The sequence below is a fragment of the Tenacibaculum adriaticum genome (genome assembly GCF_008124875.1).
Classification (GTDB): Bacteria; Bacteroidota; Bacteroidia; order Flavobacteriales; family Flavobacteriaceae; genus Polaribacter; species Polaribacter adriaticus.
On the sequence record NZ_VNIA01000001.1, the window covers coordinates 282699 to 298489 of the forward strand.

Genomic DNA, 15791 nt, shown 5'->3' on the forward strand with positions numbered 1-15791 from the left:
GACAAATTTCAAGAGCAAATCATAAGAATTATTACAGAATGTCAAGAATTTTAACCGGCGTACAAAGTACAGGGACCCCACATTTAGGGAATTTATTAGGGGCTATTTTACCAGCAATTGAAATGGCTAATCAGCCAGAAAATGAAGCTTTTTTATTTATTGCTGATATGCACTCATTAACTCAAATTAAGGATGGAAATCAATTAAGAGAAAATACCTACAGTACTGCTGCTACTTGGCTAGCTTGCGGTATCGATATTAATAAAACCGTTTTTTATCGTCAAAGTGACGTTCCTGAAACAACAGAATTAACCTGGTATTTAAGCTGTTATTTCCCTTACCAACGCTTAACTTTAGCGCATAGTTTTAAAGACAAAGCTGATCGTTTAGCCGATGTAAATGCTGGATTATTTACCTATCCAATGCTAATGGCTGCCGATATTTTGTTGTACGATGCAGAAATTGTTCCGGTTGGTAAAGACCAATTACAGCATCTTGAAATGACACGCGATGTTGCAAATAGATTTAATCATATTGTTGGAGATACTTTAGTTCCGCCAGCAGCAAAAATTGAAGAGTACACTAAGTTGGTTCCTGGAACGGATGGTGAAAAAATGAGTAAGTCTCGCGACAACATTATTAACATTTTTTTACCAGATAAAAAATTACGCAAGCAAATTATGGGAATTCAAACCGATAGTAAAGCCTTAGAAGACCCTAAAGACCCTGACACCGATAATGTTTTTGCTTTATATAAATTACTAGCTTCGGATACTCAAATTGCAGAAATGAGAGCAAATTACGAGGGTGGAAACTACGGATACGGACATGCTAAACAAGCTCTTTATGAACTAATTGTAGAGAAATTTGCAGATGTTAGAGCTAAATACAACCACTACATGGAAAATCGTAATGAAGTTGATGAAGCCTTAGCTGTTGGAGCTGAAAAAGCTCGTGTTGTTGCTCAAGATGTTTTAAAAAGAGTTCGTGAGAAGATTGGTTATTAAAATAATAATTATTTATTCAATAAAACAATCAAACTCAAGAGAAATAAATGAACAATAGTACAATCGGAATTTGTGTAGCATTAGGAGTAAGTTTTTTCTTTTTGTATACTAGAAAAAAGAAATGGCAAAACCCTAAAATTGTATGGCTAATTTGTTTTGGGCTTTTATTACTTGGAATATCAGGGTTTGTAATTTCAAACACAAAAATTAAGAGAGATTTGATCTTGTATTATGGTTTTTGTATTCCTATAATTTATTGGTTTTTTGATAGGTTATTTAAAACATTAAGTTTCAAAATTCAAAATCGAGATTTTATTCTTTATTTAAAAGGTTCAGATGAAATTGACAGTTCTTTAGGAGGGAAAAATCCTCATGTAAAAGAATCTGATATATTATTTTCATTTGGTCTTTTAATAATTATTGTTTTATCTACTTTGATTGGTGTTTTAATTTTAAGATAAACTTTTTCAATAACTACAATACAAATGAAAAAAATTATTTTTCTTTTTATTCTAATAAATTTCCTTTCTTATTCAGAAAAACAAGAAAAAGAAATTATAACAGAAGCTGCTTGTGGACAATGTAAATTTGGCATGAAAAGTCAAAAAGGATGCGACTTAGCTGTTAAAATTGATGATAAAACCTATTTTATTGATGGAGCCCATATAGACGGTTTTGGAGATGCTCATGATATTGATAAAGGCTTTTGTAATACAATTAGAAAAGTGAAAATAACTGGAAAAATAGAACACGATCGATATAAAGTATCTCAATTTAAAATAATAGAATAAAAAAAGGTGAGTTAAACTCGCCTTTTTTTAGCTGCTATCATTTTTTCTAACATATACTCTACGCCGTTATCATCATTGCTTTTAGTTATGTAGTTTGCTATTTCTTTAACATTTTTATGCGCATTTTTCATTGCAAAACTATAGGTTGCTTTTTGCAACATTTCTAAATCGTTATTATAATCACCAAAAGCCATCGTCTCTTCAGAAGATATATTGTATTTTTCTTGAATTTGCGATAGCGCATTTCCTTTATCTGCTAAATTGTGAGAAAGATCTAACCAAACTTCACCTGACACTTTTACCTTTAATTTATTTTCTAAGTGTTTTACTGAAGGGTATATGTTTTTCTCTGCTCCTTGTTGATTACAAATTGCTATTTTTAAACATTGATCGTTGATTACCTGTGATAAGTTGTCAACAATTTCATAACGATCGTAAAACTCCGAAAAAAAGTTTACAAAATCTTGACCATAATTTTCTATATATCCTCTTTTTCTTCCGCAGAAAATAACTTGCGTATTTTCTATTTTTTTGACCGTTTCAATTAAATCAACATAAACATCTCTATGTATTTCTTTTATTTGAAGTTCTTGGTCTTGCTTCATTGTTAACGCTCCATTTTCAGCAATAACATATATTTCATCTTTTATTGGTTTCAATTTCTCTACAATACTATAATATTGTCTTCCGCTGGCAGCGACAAAAAGAACTCCTAAATTTTTTAATTCTTCAAAAAGTTCGAAAAACCGATCGCTTACTTCTCCTTTTGAGTTTAACAAAGTACCGTCCATATCGGTAGCTACAAGTTTTACTTTAGATAAGTCCATTGTATAATTTGTTTAAAAATGAAAAAACTCTAAAGTAAAACACTTCAGAGTTTTTATTACTAATACTAATTTAAATCTTTGATTAACTTTTAAGGTGCAGGATTTGGAATCAACGCATGTACCTCTTTAATTTCTGCTAAAATTTCTTCTGATAAATTAATATGTATAGAATCAATATTTTCTTTAAGTTGATCCATTTTGGTAGCTCCAATAATATTACTCGTTACAAAAGGTAACTGGTTGATATAAGCTAACGATAATTGAGATAAACTCAATCCGTGTTTATCAGCGATTTTTTGATATTCAAAAACTGCTTTTTGAGAACCTTCTGTCATATAACGTGCTATAAAACGTGGAAATAAGGTTCCTCTTGCGCCTTCGGGTGTTTTTCCGTCTAAATATTTTCCAGACAACACACCTTGTGCTAACGGTGAATAGGCCAATAAACCAATATTTTCACGCAACGAAACCTCACTCATTCCAACTTCATAACCTCTATGAATTAACGAATAGGAGTTTTGAATAGTAGTCATTCTTGGTAAATTATGCTCTTTTGCCGTTTGCAAATACTTCATCGTTCCCCAAGGCGTTTCGTTAGACAAACCAACGTGTTTAATCTTTCCTTGTTTGATAAAATCATTTAGTGTTTCTAAAATCTCTAAATGTTTTTCTACTTCTTCAGCAGCTGTTTTATAAGGATAATCACGTACCCCAAAACAATTTACACCACGATCTGGCCAATGTAATTGATACAAATCAATATAATCGGTTTGCAAGCGTTTTAAGCTTCCTTCTATAGCTTCTGCAATATTCTTTCTATTAAACCCTCCTGTTCTAATGTGTGCTGTATAAGCACCACCACCAGCAATTTTAGAAGCCAATACTACTTTATCTCGATTTCCTGTATTTTTAAACCAATTACCTATAATTTTTTCGGTTGCACCGTATGTTTCTGGAGTAGCAGGTACCGAATATAATTCCGCAGTATCAAAGAAATTTACGCCTTTTTCTAAGGCATAATCCATTTGTTCGTGACCTTCTGCTTCTGTATTTTGATTTCCCCAAGTCATCGTTCCTAAACATATTTTAGAAACTTTTACATCAGTGTTGGGTAATGTTGTATACTTCATTTTAATTATTTTAAAATAGCTTCTATTCCTGGTAAGGTTTTTCCTTCTAACATTTCTAACATGGCTCCTCCACCGGTAGACACATAACTTACTTTATCTCCAAACCCAAATTGTTTTACTGCCGCAACAGAATCTCCTCCACCAACAAGTGAGAATGCTCCTTTTTCGGTAGCTTCTGCAATCGCATTTCCTAATGCAATAGTTCCTTTGGCAAAATTTTCCATTTCAAAAACACCTAAAGGCCCGTTCCATAAAATAGTTTTACATTGGTTAACCACGTTTTTAAAATTTTTCAACGATTTAGGGCCTGCATCTAATCCTTGCCAGCCTTCAGGAATTTGTGTAACATCTAAAACCTGAGTATTTGCATCATTTGAAAAAGCATCAGCAGCCAACACATCTACAGGAATATGAATTTGAACATTTTTAGCCTTCGCTTTTTCTAAAATTTCTAACGCTAAATCCATTTTATCATCTTCGCAAATAGAATCCCCAACACTTCCTCCTTGTGCTTTTACAAAGGTGAATGTCATTCCTCCTCCAATGATTAAATGATCAACTTTATCTAAAATATTTTCTATAACCGTAATTTTAGAAGAAACTTTGGCTCCTCCTAAAACTGCTAAAACTGGTTTTTCTGAGTTATTCAATACCTTATCAATACTCTCAATTTCTTTTGCCAACAAACTTCCAAAACATTTTGTTGTCGGGAAAAACTGTGCAATAATTGTAGTGGATGCATGGGCCCTATGTGCAGTACCAAAAGCATCGTTTACATAAACATCTCCTAGTTTAGATAATTTTTCTGCAAAAGCAATGTCTCCTGCAGTTTCTTCAGCATAAAATCGTAAGTTCTCTAATAATAGAACTTCACCGTTTTCTAAGTTTGCTACAGCTTCTTCTACTGTTGTGCCTATACAATCTTCAACAAATTTTACTTGTACACCAATCACCCTAGTAACTGCATCCACAATATGTTTTAACGAAAATTTTTCTTCAACTCCTTTTGGACGCCCTAAATGCGACATTAACACACAGCTACCACCATCTTCTAAAATTTTTATAATAGTTGGTTTTGCTGATTCAATTCGAGTATCGTCTGTAACCTCAAACTGTTCGTTTAATGGCACGTTAAAATCTACACGAATTAATGCTTTTTTGTTTTCGAAATTGAAATCGTTGATTGTTTTCATTAAAATTGATATTTAGATGTTTGCTTCTTTTTGAAGATTTCTAACAAAAATAAGTAATCTATTTCAGAAAAGATAGCTAGTTAAAAGCTTTATATTTGTTTTACGATGGACAAAATTTCTATTAAAATAACAACTGATAAACTCAGTTTGAACGAATGTTATAATTTTGTAACAGATGATTCTTGTGGTGGAATCGCTGCTTTTGTTGGAACGGTAAGAAACTCTACGAAAGATAAAGAGGTTACACAGTTAGATTTTTCTACTTACAAACCGATGGCGCTTAAAGAAATGCAAAAAATTGCTGATGCTGCTTTAAAAAAATTTGAGATTAAAAAAATTGCAATTCATCATGCGGAAGGGTTGTTAAAAATAGGGGAGGTTCCTGTAATTATTACCGCTTCGGCATCTCATCGAAAAGCTGCTTTTGCAGCTTGTCAATTTGCCATTGATACTTTAAAAGAAACCGTACCCATTTGGAAAAAAGAATTTTTTAACGATGGTGATGTTTGGGTAAACGCACATCCTTAATAAGGTAAATCTGCAGGCTCTATAAAACCTATTGCTGGATTAAAAATTTCTTGCACTAAAACTTTTACTTCTTGCATAAACTCTTGAATTCTCTCTTCAGTTACCTCATTATCTTGTCCGCCTCTTTTTTCTGAAAAATTGAGTTGTAAAAATCCGTTTTTAAGATTTTTGAAGGAATAAATTCCGGCTTGTATTGGTTTACTCGCATCAACTTCTTCAGTTTGTGTATACATAAACGCGTACAACAATACTTGAATTGCTTTGCTAAATTTATAATCACGGATTTGTTCAAAATCAGTAATTTTTAAATCTGTCGATTTCACCATTCCTGTTTTGTAATCAATAACTCTTGTAACACCGTTTAATACATCCACTCTATCTACTTGTCCATGAATTTTAATTGGAAAATCGATTCCGTCAACTTCAATTTTTGCTTCGTAATTCTTTTCGGTTCCAATAATTTTTAATTGATTCTTTTTATCCTTTAATAACGTTCTTTCTTGTTGTAAAAAATTCTCAACAAAACGAATAGCTACTTCAAAAATTAATCTATTTTTCCCGGTGGTAATATCTCCTTTTTTAAAATGCTCTTTAAAGTATTTCTCAACTAAAATCTTTACTTTTTTTTGCATTTCTACAACATCATTTACTAATAAAAACTTACCTACAAAAGGCTTATATAGTTCTTCTAAGGTATCATGCACAACCGTTCCTAACGTATTATAGGCAACTTCTTCTTCTACTTCTTCAAATTCTCGAATTTTAAGTACTTTTTGTTTATAGAATGCTATCGGATTGTACAAATAATTCGTTAATGCAGATGGAGAAATTCCTTTTTCTGCTAATTCTTTTAATTTTTCTAAAGCTTGCTCACTTTTGGTAATTTCTTTTAATTCTGATTTTTCTGTTACTACTTTCGGACTCACAATTTTAGATACAATTCCGTCTCTAATTAATTCTAGTTGTGTTACAAATCTACTTTTTTCTCCTCCACCAAACGTATCGCTTTCGGTGTTGTAAATTAATATCACATTTTTTGCTCGTTGAATTAATCTGAAGAAATGGTACGAGAAAATAGCATCTTTTTCTCGGTACGTAGGTAATCCGAATTGCACTTTTACATCAAACGGAATAAACGAACTTGGCTGTGTGTTTCCTGGTAAAACACCTTCATTTACCGAAGTTAAAATTACATTTTCAAAATCTAATACACGAGTTTCTAACATTCCCATTAACTGTAAACCTTGTAACGGTTCTCCCTGAAAAGACAAACTTTCTGATGAAATTAATTTTCTGAAAAACTGATGTAATGTTTTTAAATCCGTAAAATAATTAAACTCAGAATGTAAGTTTTGCAACTGTGTAAATGCAGTGTAAAATCTAAATAAATATTCTTTTTCTAATCCGCTTACATTTTCTTTTAAAGCATTTATTAAATTAATAATTCGCTGTAAAAACTCATGTATTGACATAAATTTTTCGAAAATTGAAGTAATTATCTTTTGGGTTTCTTCTGAGGTGTTTTTCAAGAATGAAATCATATATTCTTGAGACACAAATGTATTATTCTCTTTAGAAATTTGTTCAGAAATAATATCCGATAAAAATTCAGTTTCAGTAGATAATAATTGATATATTAAAGGTTCTTTTATAAATCGAATTACGTCTTTATAATAAAACACGTTTTGTGCCGACTTTTGTAGTTTTTCTTGTGAAATAAATAATTGAAAAATCGAAAACAATAAACTTGTCGTTGGAATATCTTTTAATGGGTATCCCATCGTTATATTTATCGCATCAACATTTTCAGGCAACGAATTTAGTGTTATGGGCAACAAAGTCTCATCTGCCAACACTAGCGCAGTATTGTTGTAATTCGGTAACTTAGCCAAAACTTCCCCAGCATATTTTATTTGAGAAATATTTTTAGAAGCCCCAACAAGTTCAATGTTTTTTGGTTTTGAAAACCAATCTCCAATTGTTTTTAAATCATTCTTCTCATAAAATTTCCACTGTTTTTTATATCTTCTGATGAAATTTCCTGCCTGATGATTGTTATTTAAAAAAGTACTATCTATATCCCAATATACTTCTGCCTTTTCTTCATAAAGTAATTTTTGAAACAAAAATTCTTCGGAGGCATTTAATGCATTAAAGCCAATAAAGAATATTTTTTTCTTTGGATGCTTAGCAATATACTCATCAATCTTCTTAGTTGCTTCTCGATATAAAACTCCTTGATAGCCTATTTTGTTTTCAACCAAAAACTCATAAAATGCATTGTAATATTCATTTAGTTTTTCAGTAAAAGCATAATGATCTTTCATTAATTCAGTTTCTTCAAACGATCCTTTAACCGACCATTTTCGCAAACGATTAATATCTCTCAAATACACAAATATCTCTCGAGTATTTACCAGATGTTGGTCTATTTCATTAAAATCTTGTAACACCGTAAATGCCCATGTCGAAAATCGATCAAAAGTATCTGGTGTAACTTCGTGCGATTTGTAAATCGTATAAAAATGAAATAACAACTGAACTGCATCTACTTTTTTAATTTCAGAAACTCGCTCAACAAACTGTTCTATATTAATAATTTCAGGTAAAAAACCTGTAGATATTTGATCTTTTAAAGTCTGTTTCACAAAAACTCCCGCTCGTTGCGAAGGCAATACAAAAACTACATTGTCAAATGTTGTTGTTTTTTTTAGAATGTCCTGTACGGTTTCTGAAATAAAGGTTTGCATAGTTCGAAAGTACAATATTTATCTTATTTTTGAGAGGAGATATTTTTATTGATGAAAACTTCCGAAAAACTAAATATAGCAATCATTCAATCTGATTTAATTTGGGAAAATCCTGAAGCAAATAGGCTACAATTTGAAAGAAAAGTAAATCAAGTTGATAACGCAACAGATTTAATTATTCTTCCTGAAATGTTTTCAACTGGTTTTTCTATGAACGCTTCGGTTTTAGCCGAAACAATGAGCGGAGAAACTGTACAATGGATGCAAAAAATGGCTTCTGAAAAACAATTGGCAATTGTTGGAAGTATTATTATTTCTGAAAACGATAAATTTTACAATAGATTATTATTTGTTTATCCATCTGGTAAAATAGAATATTACGATAAACGACATACTTTTACTTTAGCCAAAGAAAACGAAGTCTTTTCCGAAGGTAAAAATAAATTAATTATTGAGTATAAGGGCTGGAAGATCTGTCCGTTAATTTGTTACGATTTACGTTTTCCTGTTTGGTCTCGTAACGTAGAAAATTACGACCTCCTTATTTATATAGCAAGTTGGCCAAAAGTTAGAATTTCTGCTTGGGACGCTTTGTTAAAAGCACGTGCTATTGAAAATATGTGTTACACCATAGGCGTAAACAGAACTGGTAAGGATGGTAATAATTATGAATATGTTGGACACTCAATTGCTTTAGATTGTTTAGGAAACCCTTTAAGCAAAGAGACCAACAATGATGATGAAATTATTTTAGTTCAGCTAGATAAAACCCAACAGCATAAAACCCGTGAAAAACTAGGCTTTCTTAACGATAAAGACGCCTTTATTTTAAAGTAAAGTGGTCTTTTTCAAGAAGAATACTTAGTCATACTTCCTCGTAATGACAAAAAATAAAAAAGGAACCAAAAATTGGTTCCTTTTTTATTTATGATGGTATCATCCATTTAAACTTAATATCGGTATCTGGAATTACAATTCGTTCTGTAATTCTGTACATTCTATCTGGTAATTTCATCAAATAATCACGTGCTTTTTCTGCTTCAGCAGTTAAACCAGTAATTTTATCAATTTCCCAAGTGTCATTTAATTTCTTTAAAATATCTACATAGTCAAAACCTGTATAAACACCTATTCTTTGAGCCACAGTAGAAAAATCATTAAATAAACTTCCTTTAGCACCAAAAGACTCACGTAAATGCATTGCAGGCATTACAATTTTATGCTTCATCATTTTTTCAAAAGCTAACATCATTTCACTAGGGTCTATCTTAAAAATCTCTTTTACAAATGCTGTATATGCTTTATGGTGACGCATTTCATCTCCTGCAATAATTCTCGACATTTTAGCCAACGCTTTATGTCCGCTTTTACGAGCAATTTTAGCAACATTATTATGCGAGATGTATGTAGCTAATTCCTGAAAACTAGTGTACACAAAGTTTTTATAAGGATCTGTTGATGTACCAATATCAAATCCATCAGCAATTAAATGTTGTGTAGTAATTTCTACTTCACGCATATTTACTCTACCTGATAAATACAAATATTTGTTTAAAACATCTCCGTGACGGTTTTCCTCTGCAGTCCAAGCACGCACCCATTTAGCCCAACCATTGTCTGGTTGTTGTGTTACACCTTCTAAATCTAACAACCAAGATTCATACGTAGGTAACGCTTCTTCGGTAATCGTATCACCTACTAATACCACCCAAAAATCATCGTGTAATTCTTTAGAAAGTCCTCTTATCTCTTTTACTTCCTCAATAAAAGAATCTTCTTGCGAATTTGGAAGAAAATCGGTTGGTTGCCAAATTTTTTCAACAGGTATTAAATATTCATCTACAAAACTATGGATCTTTTTTTCCAAAGTTTGCATTACTTCTTTTCTAATATTTTTAATTGACATAAATCTTACTTTTTATATGTTCTTCTACGTTTTTTAAAACTTCATCTATATTATTATCTTTCAAATGAACTGGCTCATGCACTTCTAATGTTAATGGACTAAAAATCCCTAACGGAAACTTCCCATATTTAAATATTTTCCAGGAATTATTGATTGAAATTGGCACAATATAAGCTTCTGGGTTATGTGCTATAATTGTTTTTAAACCTCCTGTAGAAAATGCTTTTGGATGTCCGTTTCTACTTCTTGTCCCTTCTGGAAAAATCACTGCGGACCACTTATTATCATGTATTCTCTTTGCAAAATTATTAAGCGCTTTTATTGCTTGACTTCTATCCTTTCTATCTATTAAAACGGCACCTCCGTGACGTAAATTGTATGAGATGCTTGGAATTCCTTTTCCTAGCTCAATTTTTGAAACAAATTTCGGGTGATGCTTACGCAAATTCCAAATGATTGGGGAGATATCAAACATACTTTGATGATTTGAAACGAAAATAATTGTTTCATTTTCTGGAATAACGTATTCATTTTTAAAACGAACAGGTATGCCTAAAATCAACAATGTTTTTACTAAAATCAAATTCATGAAATCTACCACTTTTTTATGTCCGTCATAACCAAAAAGATTAAGGCCAATCCATTGAATAGGGTGAAAAATCAATAGAATTAAATAAAAAGTTAATCCGAACAACGCCGAGAGTATGTAACTAATAATTTTCATATTTCTTAAAAAATGAGATTCCCGCTTTCGCGGGAATGACAGTTAAAATCTTTTAAATCCAATTAGCCCAAGGTATTCTTGATAAAATGAGTAATAATGCTAAGCCATAGAAAATAGCAAAGGTTTTGAATTTTGATTCACTTTTTACTTGTTTTTTATGTTTAGACCATCCCATGGTTATTAAAACAATGGCAATGATCATCATTAAAGGATGTTCTACAGCTAACAATCTTGCTGAAGATTCTTTCATTACTTCTCCTCCGTTAGCTTTTAAGGCTTTAAACCATGGCGACATAAAATACCAACCTAATCCTATTAATAATTGAATATGTGTCGTTATTAAAGCAAATAATCCTAAACGGAAATCTTTATGAGTAAATTCTTTTTTTTGTGTTAAACCTATTACAGCATTAACAACCGCATAAATTAAAATGGCTAGTACTATATATGCCCAATAAGAATGTAATGTTTTCATCATTATTTGTTAGTTTTTGTTACTGTAAATGTACTGAATTTTGCGCATAAAAAAACCACCTCAAATGAGGTGGTTTTTGAAATTAAGTTTTATTGTTCGATTAGTTTCTAATATAAACTCCTCCTTCAAGAATATAACTAAATGATACATTATGAGAAGATCCATCATAAACATAAACTGTTACATTAAATTTTTGACCTTCTTCCATACCAGTGAAGTTAGTATTTAAAACAGTGTTAACAGCTGCATCAATTTGTTCTGTTGTCCAATTAAAAGTACTTATATTACCATAAGCTTCTAAATTAGCTACTGCCGTAGCATAATCTGGATCATTTCGGTATGTATCGGCTATTAATGTATAGTCGGCTGCTATTAATTCATATTTTATAGTATTATCTGGAACCCAAGTTGTACCATCATGTGCAAACTGCAAAGTAGTATCAATTGTTGATTGATATCCTACCCAAACTCCATCAGTTTTTGTGTATAAATTTCCTCGTGTTTGCGCACCACTCGAACTAGATAAATAATCATATACTACATTCAATACATCTCCTTCTTGTGCGTAAGGAAATTTTATATTTAAAAATGCTGGTAAATAATTATCTGGTGAAGTTGAACTTCCAAAAGTTTCTATACCCATTGATGCGAAATCTACATCACTTATTGAATAAAACCCGTCTGTAGACGGTAATACCCATGCTCCATCGTTATAAGTATAGATTGCTTTATTAGAAACTTTAGTTCCTACTACCTCATCTTCCAATACATCATTACTCATTATAGATGACCAAGTATTTGCAACACGAATACCATCAATTGTTCCTGTTGGACCACCACCACCTTGACGTATTCCAATTCTATTTGCAGTGTTACCTGCACTTCCTGTATTTGTCGCTTCTGGAGTTAAAGGTTCTGACTCTAAAGCTGAAGTTAATACATATAAATTTGAAACACCATTATCAATATTATAAGATGCTACTAAAAGGTAAGTTGTACCTAAGTTAAAAGGTGTTGTACCATATGTTAATGAACTTGAACTAGCACCAATACCAAATAAAATATTACCCGCTCCATCACTTTTAGCACCAACTCTTGCTGAGTAAGCAAAGCTACCATCTTCTTCCATAAGGTGGAAAAAATAAGTCCCATCTCCAACTTCACTTAAATTTATTAAAGCACTTGTATATACCATTTTTGAAGTTATAGGTGTAAATGAACTATTTACATCCTCAGACCCAGCGCTAGATAAGGTTATTGCACCACCTGTATTAGAAGGGTAATCTGTCATTGACAAGCTTTCAGTTGTATATAACAATTGGTTAGCAGTTCCAGAATGATTTACCCAATTATCACTAGAAATCGTTGTTAAGTCTCCAGCTGTCGTTCCGTAATCAAAATTTTCTTCAAAAGAAACTGTAGGTGTAACTGTAAATGCACTTCCTGTATATTGAAAATATGTTGCTGCTACATAATCTCCTTCTTCAGGAGAACTATAATTATTACTAAGAATACCCGCTAAATAATCTTGTGGATTTACATTATTTTGAAAACCTAATAAATCACTTCCACTTAAAGCATAATCCTCCTGTTTTAAACTATAATCTTTTAAACCAAAAGCATTTCCTACATATAATTTATAACCAATTAAAGCCGAAGAACCTTTTCCTAAAACAGGGTATTTTGTTGATAAAAAATCAGGTAACGCTTCTTTAGCATCATCTAAAGAGCTAAAACTACCATAAGATAACTCTAAAGCATCATAATCTTCATCTGTAAGCGTATATTCTACGTCTCCAAATATTGCACTTTCTTGTGCATCAATTTCTGCATTAATATCTTCTAATGGTTCACAAGAAGTGAATACCATTGAAAAAATTGCTATTAATAAAAATATTTTTTTCATTTTAATTGTATTTAAAATTTAATTTTTAATCCTAAACTAAAGGTTCTACCTGCTCCATAATAAACCTGAGCAGTACCATAACTTGAATCTGGACCATTATTAGCATCAGAGATATATTCAACATCAAAGATATTATTCATATTTGCTGATAAGGTTGTATCTAAACCAGCAATTTCAAAACCATGTCTTAATCCCAAATCAAATAAATGATAATTAGGTAATTTCCAAGTATTGCTTCTATCATTTTCATCAGTTCTTGATGTAACATTCATTGTAGCATAATTATCACCTGCATAATTATAATCTAATGAAATATTTGTTTTTTCTAATAAATCATATTTAAGACCTAATGCGAAAGTAGTTTGTGCTGCATCAGAAACCTTTAACCCCTTTGCGTAAACTGTTCCTGAACCTATTTGTTCTCCTGTATTTTCATCAAAACTATTAGCCGATGCATCATCTTTCCATTTCCAATTACCTAATGAAGCCATACCTGTAACAGATAATTTATCTATTGGTCTAAGTAAGAAGTCTATCTCTATACCTTGATGTAAAGCATTTAAACCAGTTACATTAGATTTAATTACAGTATTGTTAGCACCTGGAAGATTAAAAGTCATAAATCTATCTATCCAAGAAGTATTATATAAATTAACGTTTGCAGAAAACAGTTGTGTTTTAAAACCATAACCCACTTCCACACTAAATACTTTTTCATTTAATGCATCTTCATATAAATCTACAGAATAATCACTATCAAATACATTGTCAAAGATAGGTGCTCTTGAAAAATATCCAATATTTGTAAACACATTTTGTTTGTTATCTATGTTATAGTTTGCACCAGCTTTTGAACTATATCCTAAAAAATCAGCTTTCTCAGACTCTCTATTCTCTGCTCCATAAGACATAAAGTCTACTTTACTATAAACTGAATTTGATAAAGATGATGAGAAAAACACAGATAAATCATTTTTACTATATTCTAATTGAGTGAATACACCATATCTTTTTACCTTACCATCGTAATCTTTATTAAAATGATCTCCTACTTGTAATGCTTGACCTCCTGTTTTTTCGGTAAGGTCATCATTATAAAAATATTGTCCACCCAAAAGGTCTGTTACTTCATACCAGTGAGAACCAACATATGCTCTTGCGTCTAAACCTGCTGATAAAGAGATTGTTTCAGTTAACTCAGTTTTTAATGTTGATAAAATACCATACCATTCATGAGAATTCTTAGAAGCTGCAAAAATGTCTGTAGCTCCGTTTGATCCATTTGCTTTATTTTCTTCTACAATAAGATCAAAATTAATTGGTTGATCAACATCTCCTAATCTATAATTATCATTTGAGAATTTTGTTCCTTGAGTTCTTCTTCCTCCACCTGAACCAAAAGAAGCATAAACAGAAGTAGTTAAAAATGATTTATCAGAAATAACCCAATCATGATTTATAGATATTTGAGGTTTGTGATAAAAGTTAAAAGAAGTGTTTTCTATTTGTCCATCTCTATAACCCCAGTCTGGATTAAACCTTTTACCTCCTTGTTCAGTAGCTTTATATTCTGCAATTGTTCTTCTATTATATCTTTGACCATGGTCTTGAATTGTTCCAATAGCATTAAAAGATAGTTTATGCTTTTCGTTAATTTTATTTGAAATATTTAAAAAGTAATTAACTCCACTAAACTGTAAGCCGTTTACATATCCATCTCCAGAAATTTTTGATGCAGATGCAGTAATAGCAAAACCATTATCCATTAAACCAGTAGACAATGTCATACCATATTTTTGGTATCCATCGTTACCTGTACTCATCATTATTGCTCCTCCTTTTTCTGCATCTGTAGATTTAGAAATAATATTTATTGTTCCTCCAATAGAAGGCACTGCAACCTTAGAAGCACCTAAACCTCTTTGTACTTGCATTGCAGAAGTAACGTCTGACAAACCTGCCCAGTTAGACCAATATACAGCTCCATTCTCCATATCATTTACAGGAATACCGTTAATCATAACAGCTATATTTTGTGTTCTAAACCCACGTAAGTTAATTTCTCCATCACCGTAACCACCTCCTGATTTAGTTGCATATACACCTGGTGTCGCTTTTAAAATTTCAGGAAACTCTTGAGTTCCTAATTTAGCCTCAATATCAGCAGCTTTAACTGTAGAAACTGCAACTGGTGTTTTTCTACCTATTGCAAATGAAGTCGCTGTAATTACAATTTCATCTAATATGGCCCCGTCTTCTGTTAATTGAATAGTTCCTAAATCTCCTCCTACAGAAGTAAATGCTACCTCTTTGTTAGTGTAACCAACAAAAGAAACGACAACTACACCACTGTTAGATTTTGCGTTTAATATAAACTTTCCATCAAAATCTGTAGCAGTACCATTTTTAGTACCTTTTTCTACAATACTTGCACCAGGTAAAGCCCCTCCAGTCTCGTCAAGCACAGTACCTGTAATTTTTGTTTGTCCCAAAACTGTAGCCGTTGCAAAAAACAATGCTACTAGTAATAAATGTTTTAATTTTTTCATGTGAT

At 31.6% G+C, this 15791-nt stretch carries 14 protein-coding genes; 5 read left to right on the forward strand and 9 right to left on the reverse strand.

All coding sequences use genetic code 11. The features are described 5' to 3' along the window. The first annotated feature begins 38 nt into the window (after nt 1–38). The 3 genes from trpS to C7447_RS01390 are packed head-to-tail and all read left to right on the forward strand — an operon-like array spanning nt 39 to nt 1798. Nucleotides 39–1007 carry a tryptophan--tRNA ligase gene (gene trpS, locus C7447_RS01380; RefSeq protein ID WP_148868387.1) on the forward strand — a complete coding sequence of 323 codons (969 nt, stop codon included), beginning with the start codon at nt 39–41 and terminating at the stop codon, nt 1005–1007. Nucleotides 1008–1054: 47 nt separating this feature from the next. Further along, nucleotides 1055–1468: a hypothetical protein gene (locus tag C7447_RS01385; RefSeq protein ID WP_148868388.1), complete on the forward strand. Its 414-nt coding sequence runs from the start codon at nt 1055–1057 to the stop codon at nt 1466–1468. 24 nt (nt 1469–1492) lie between these two features. Continuing rightward, a complete protein-coding gene (locus tag C7447_RS01390; protein ID WP_148868389.1) occupies nt 1493–1798 on the forward strand; it encodes a DUF6370 family protein in 306 nt (101 codons plus the stop codon). 11 nt (nt 1799–1809) lie between these two features. Here the strand turns inward: C7447_RS01390 and C7447_RS01395 are convergent, their stop codons facing one another. The 3 genes from C7447_RS01395 to C7447_RS01405 all read right to left on the reverse strand — a co-directional run bounded on the left by C7447_RS01395 (nt 1810) and on the right by C7447_RS01405 (nt 4948). Next, on the reverse strand, nt 1810–2625 hold the full coding sequence (locus C7447_RS01395) for an HAD family hydrolase (RefSeq protein ID WP_148868390.1): 816 nt from the start codon (nt 2623–2625) through the stop codon (nt 1810–1812). A gap of 89 nt (nt 2626–2714) precedes the next feature. Further along, nucleotides 2715–3755, reverse strand: coding sequence for an NADP(H)-dependent aldo-keto reductase (locus C7447_RS01400; protein WP_148868391.1), 1041 nt, complete (start codon nt 3753–3755; stop codon nt 2715–2717). A 5-nt stretch (nt 3756–3760) separates the two neighbouring features. Then, nucleotides 3761–4948 (reverse strand): phosphoglycerate kinase, encoded by a 1188-nt coding sequence (locus tag C7447_RS01405; RefSeq protein WP_148868392.1) that lies wholly within the window; start codon nt 4946–4948, stop codon nt 3761–3763. Between the two features lie 105 nt (nt 4949–5053). Between C7447_RS01405 and C7447_RS01410 the strand changes: the two genes are divergently transcribed. Next, nucleotides 5054–5476, forward strand: coding sequence for a molybdenum cofactor biosynthesis protein MoaE (locus C7447_RS01410; protein ID WP_148868393.1), 423 nt, complete (start codon nt 5054–5056; stop codon nt 5474–5476). Here the strand turns inward: C7447_RS01410 and C7447_RS01415 are convergent. Continuing rightward, nucleotides 5473–8226, reverse strand: a complete 2754-nt coding sequence (locus C7447_RS01415) for a PD-(D/E)XK nuclease family protein (RefSeq protein ID WP_148868394.1) — start codon at nt 8224–8226, stop codon at nt 5473–5475. The genes C7447_RS01410 and C7447_RS01415 overlap by 4 nt on opposite strands. Nucleotides 8227–8277: 51 nt before the next feature. On the opposite strand from C7447_RS01415, the gene C7447_RS01420 reads away from it, so the two are divergent. Then, nucleotides 8278–9063: a nitrilase family protein gene (locus C7447_RS01420; protein ID WP_148868395.1), complete on the forward strand. Its 786-nt coding sequence runs from the start codon at nt 8278–8280 to the stop codon at nt 9061–9063. An 88-nt stretch (nt 9064–9151) separates the two neighbouring features. Here C7447_RS01420 and C7447_RS01425 read toward each other — a convergent pair whose 3' ends face one another. The 5 genes from C7447_RS01425 to C7447_RS01445 all read right to left on the reverse strand — a co-directional run bounded on the left by C7447_RS01425 (nt 9152) and on the right by C7447_RS01445 (nt 15786). Further along, on the reverse strand, nt 9152–10132 hold the full coding sequence (locus C7447_RS01425; RefSeq protein WP_148868396.1) for an acyl-ACP desaturase: 981 nt from the start codon (nt 10130–10132) through the stop codon (nt 9152–9154). After that, nucleotides 10122–10856, reverse strand: a complete 735-nt coding sequence (locus C7447_RS01430) for a lysophospholipid acyltransferase family protein (RefSeq protein ID WP_148868397.1) — start codon at nt 10854–10856, stop codon at nt 10122–10124. The genes C7447_RS01425 and C7447_RS01430 overlap by 11 nt, the downstream gene beginning before the upstream one ends. A gap of 52 nt (nt 10857–10908) precedes the next feature. After that, a complete protein-coding gene (locus tag C7447_RS01435; protein ID WP_148869480.1) occupies nt 10909–11331 on the reverse strand; it encodes a hypothetical protein in 423 nt (140 codons plus the stop codon). A gap of 100 nt (nt 11332–11431) precedes the next feature. Then, nucleotides 11432–13237, reverse strand: a complete 1806-nt coding sequence (locus C7447_RS01440) for a hypothetical protein (protein WP_148868398.1) — start codon at nt 13235–13237, stop codon at nt 11432–11434. A gap of 11 nt (nt 13238–13248) precedes the next feature. Continuing rightward, nucleotides 13249–15786, reverse strand: coding sequence for a TonB-dependent receptor (locus tag C7447_RS01445; protein ID WP_148868399.1), 2538 nt, complete (start codon nt 15784–15786; stop codon nt 13249–13251). Nucleotides 15787–15791 lie beyond the last annotated feature (5 nt).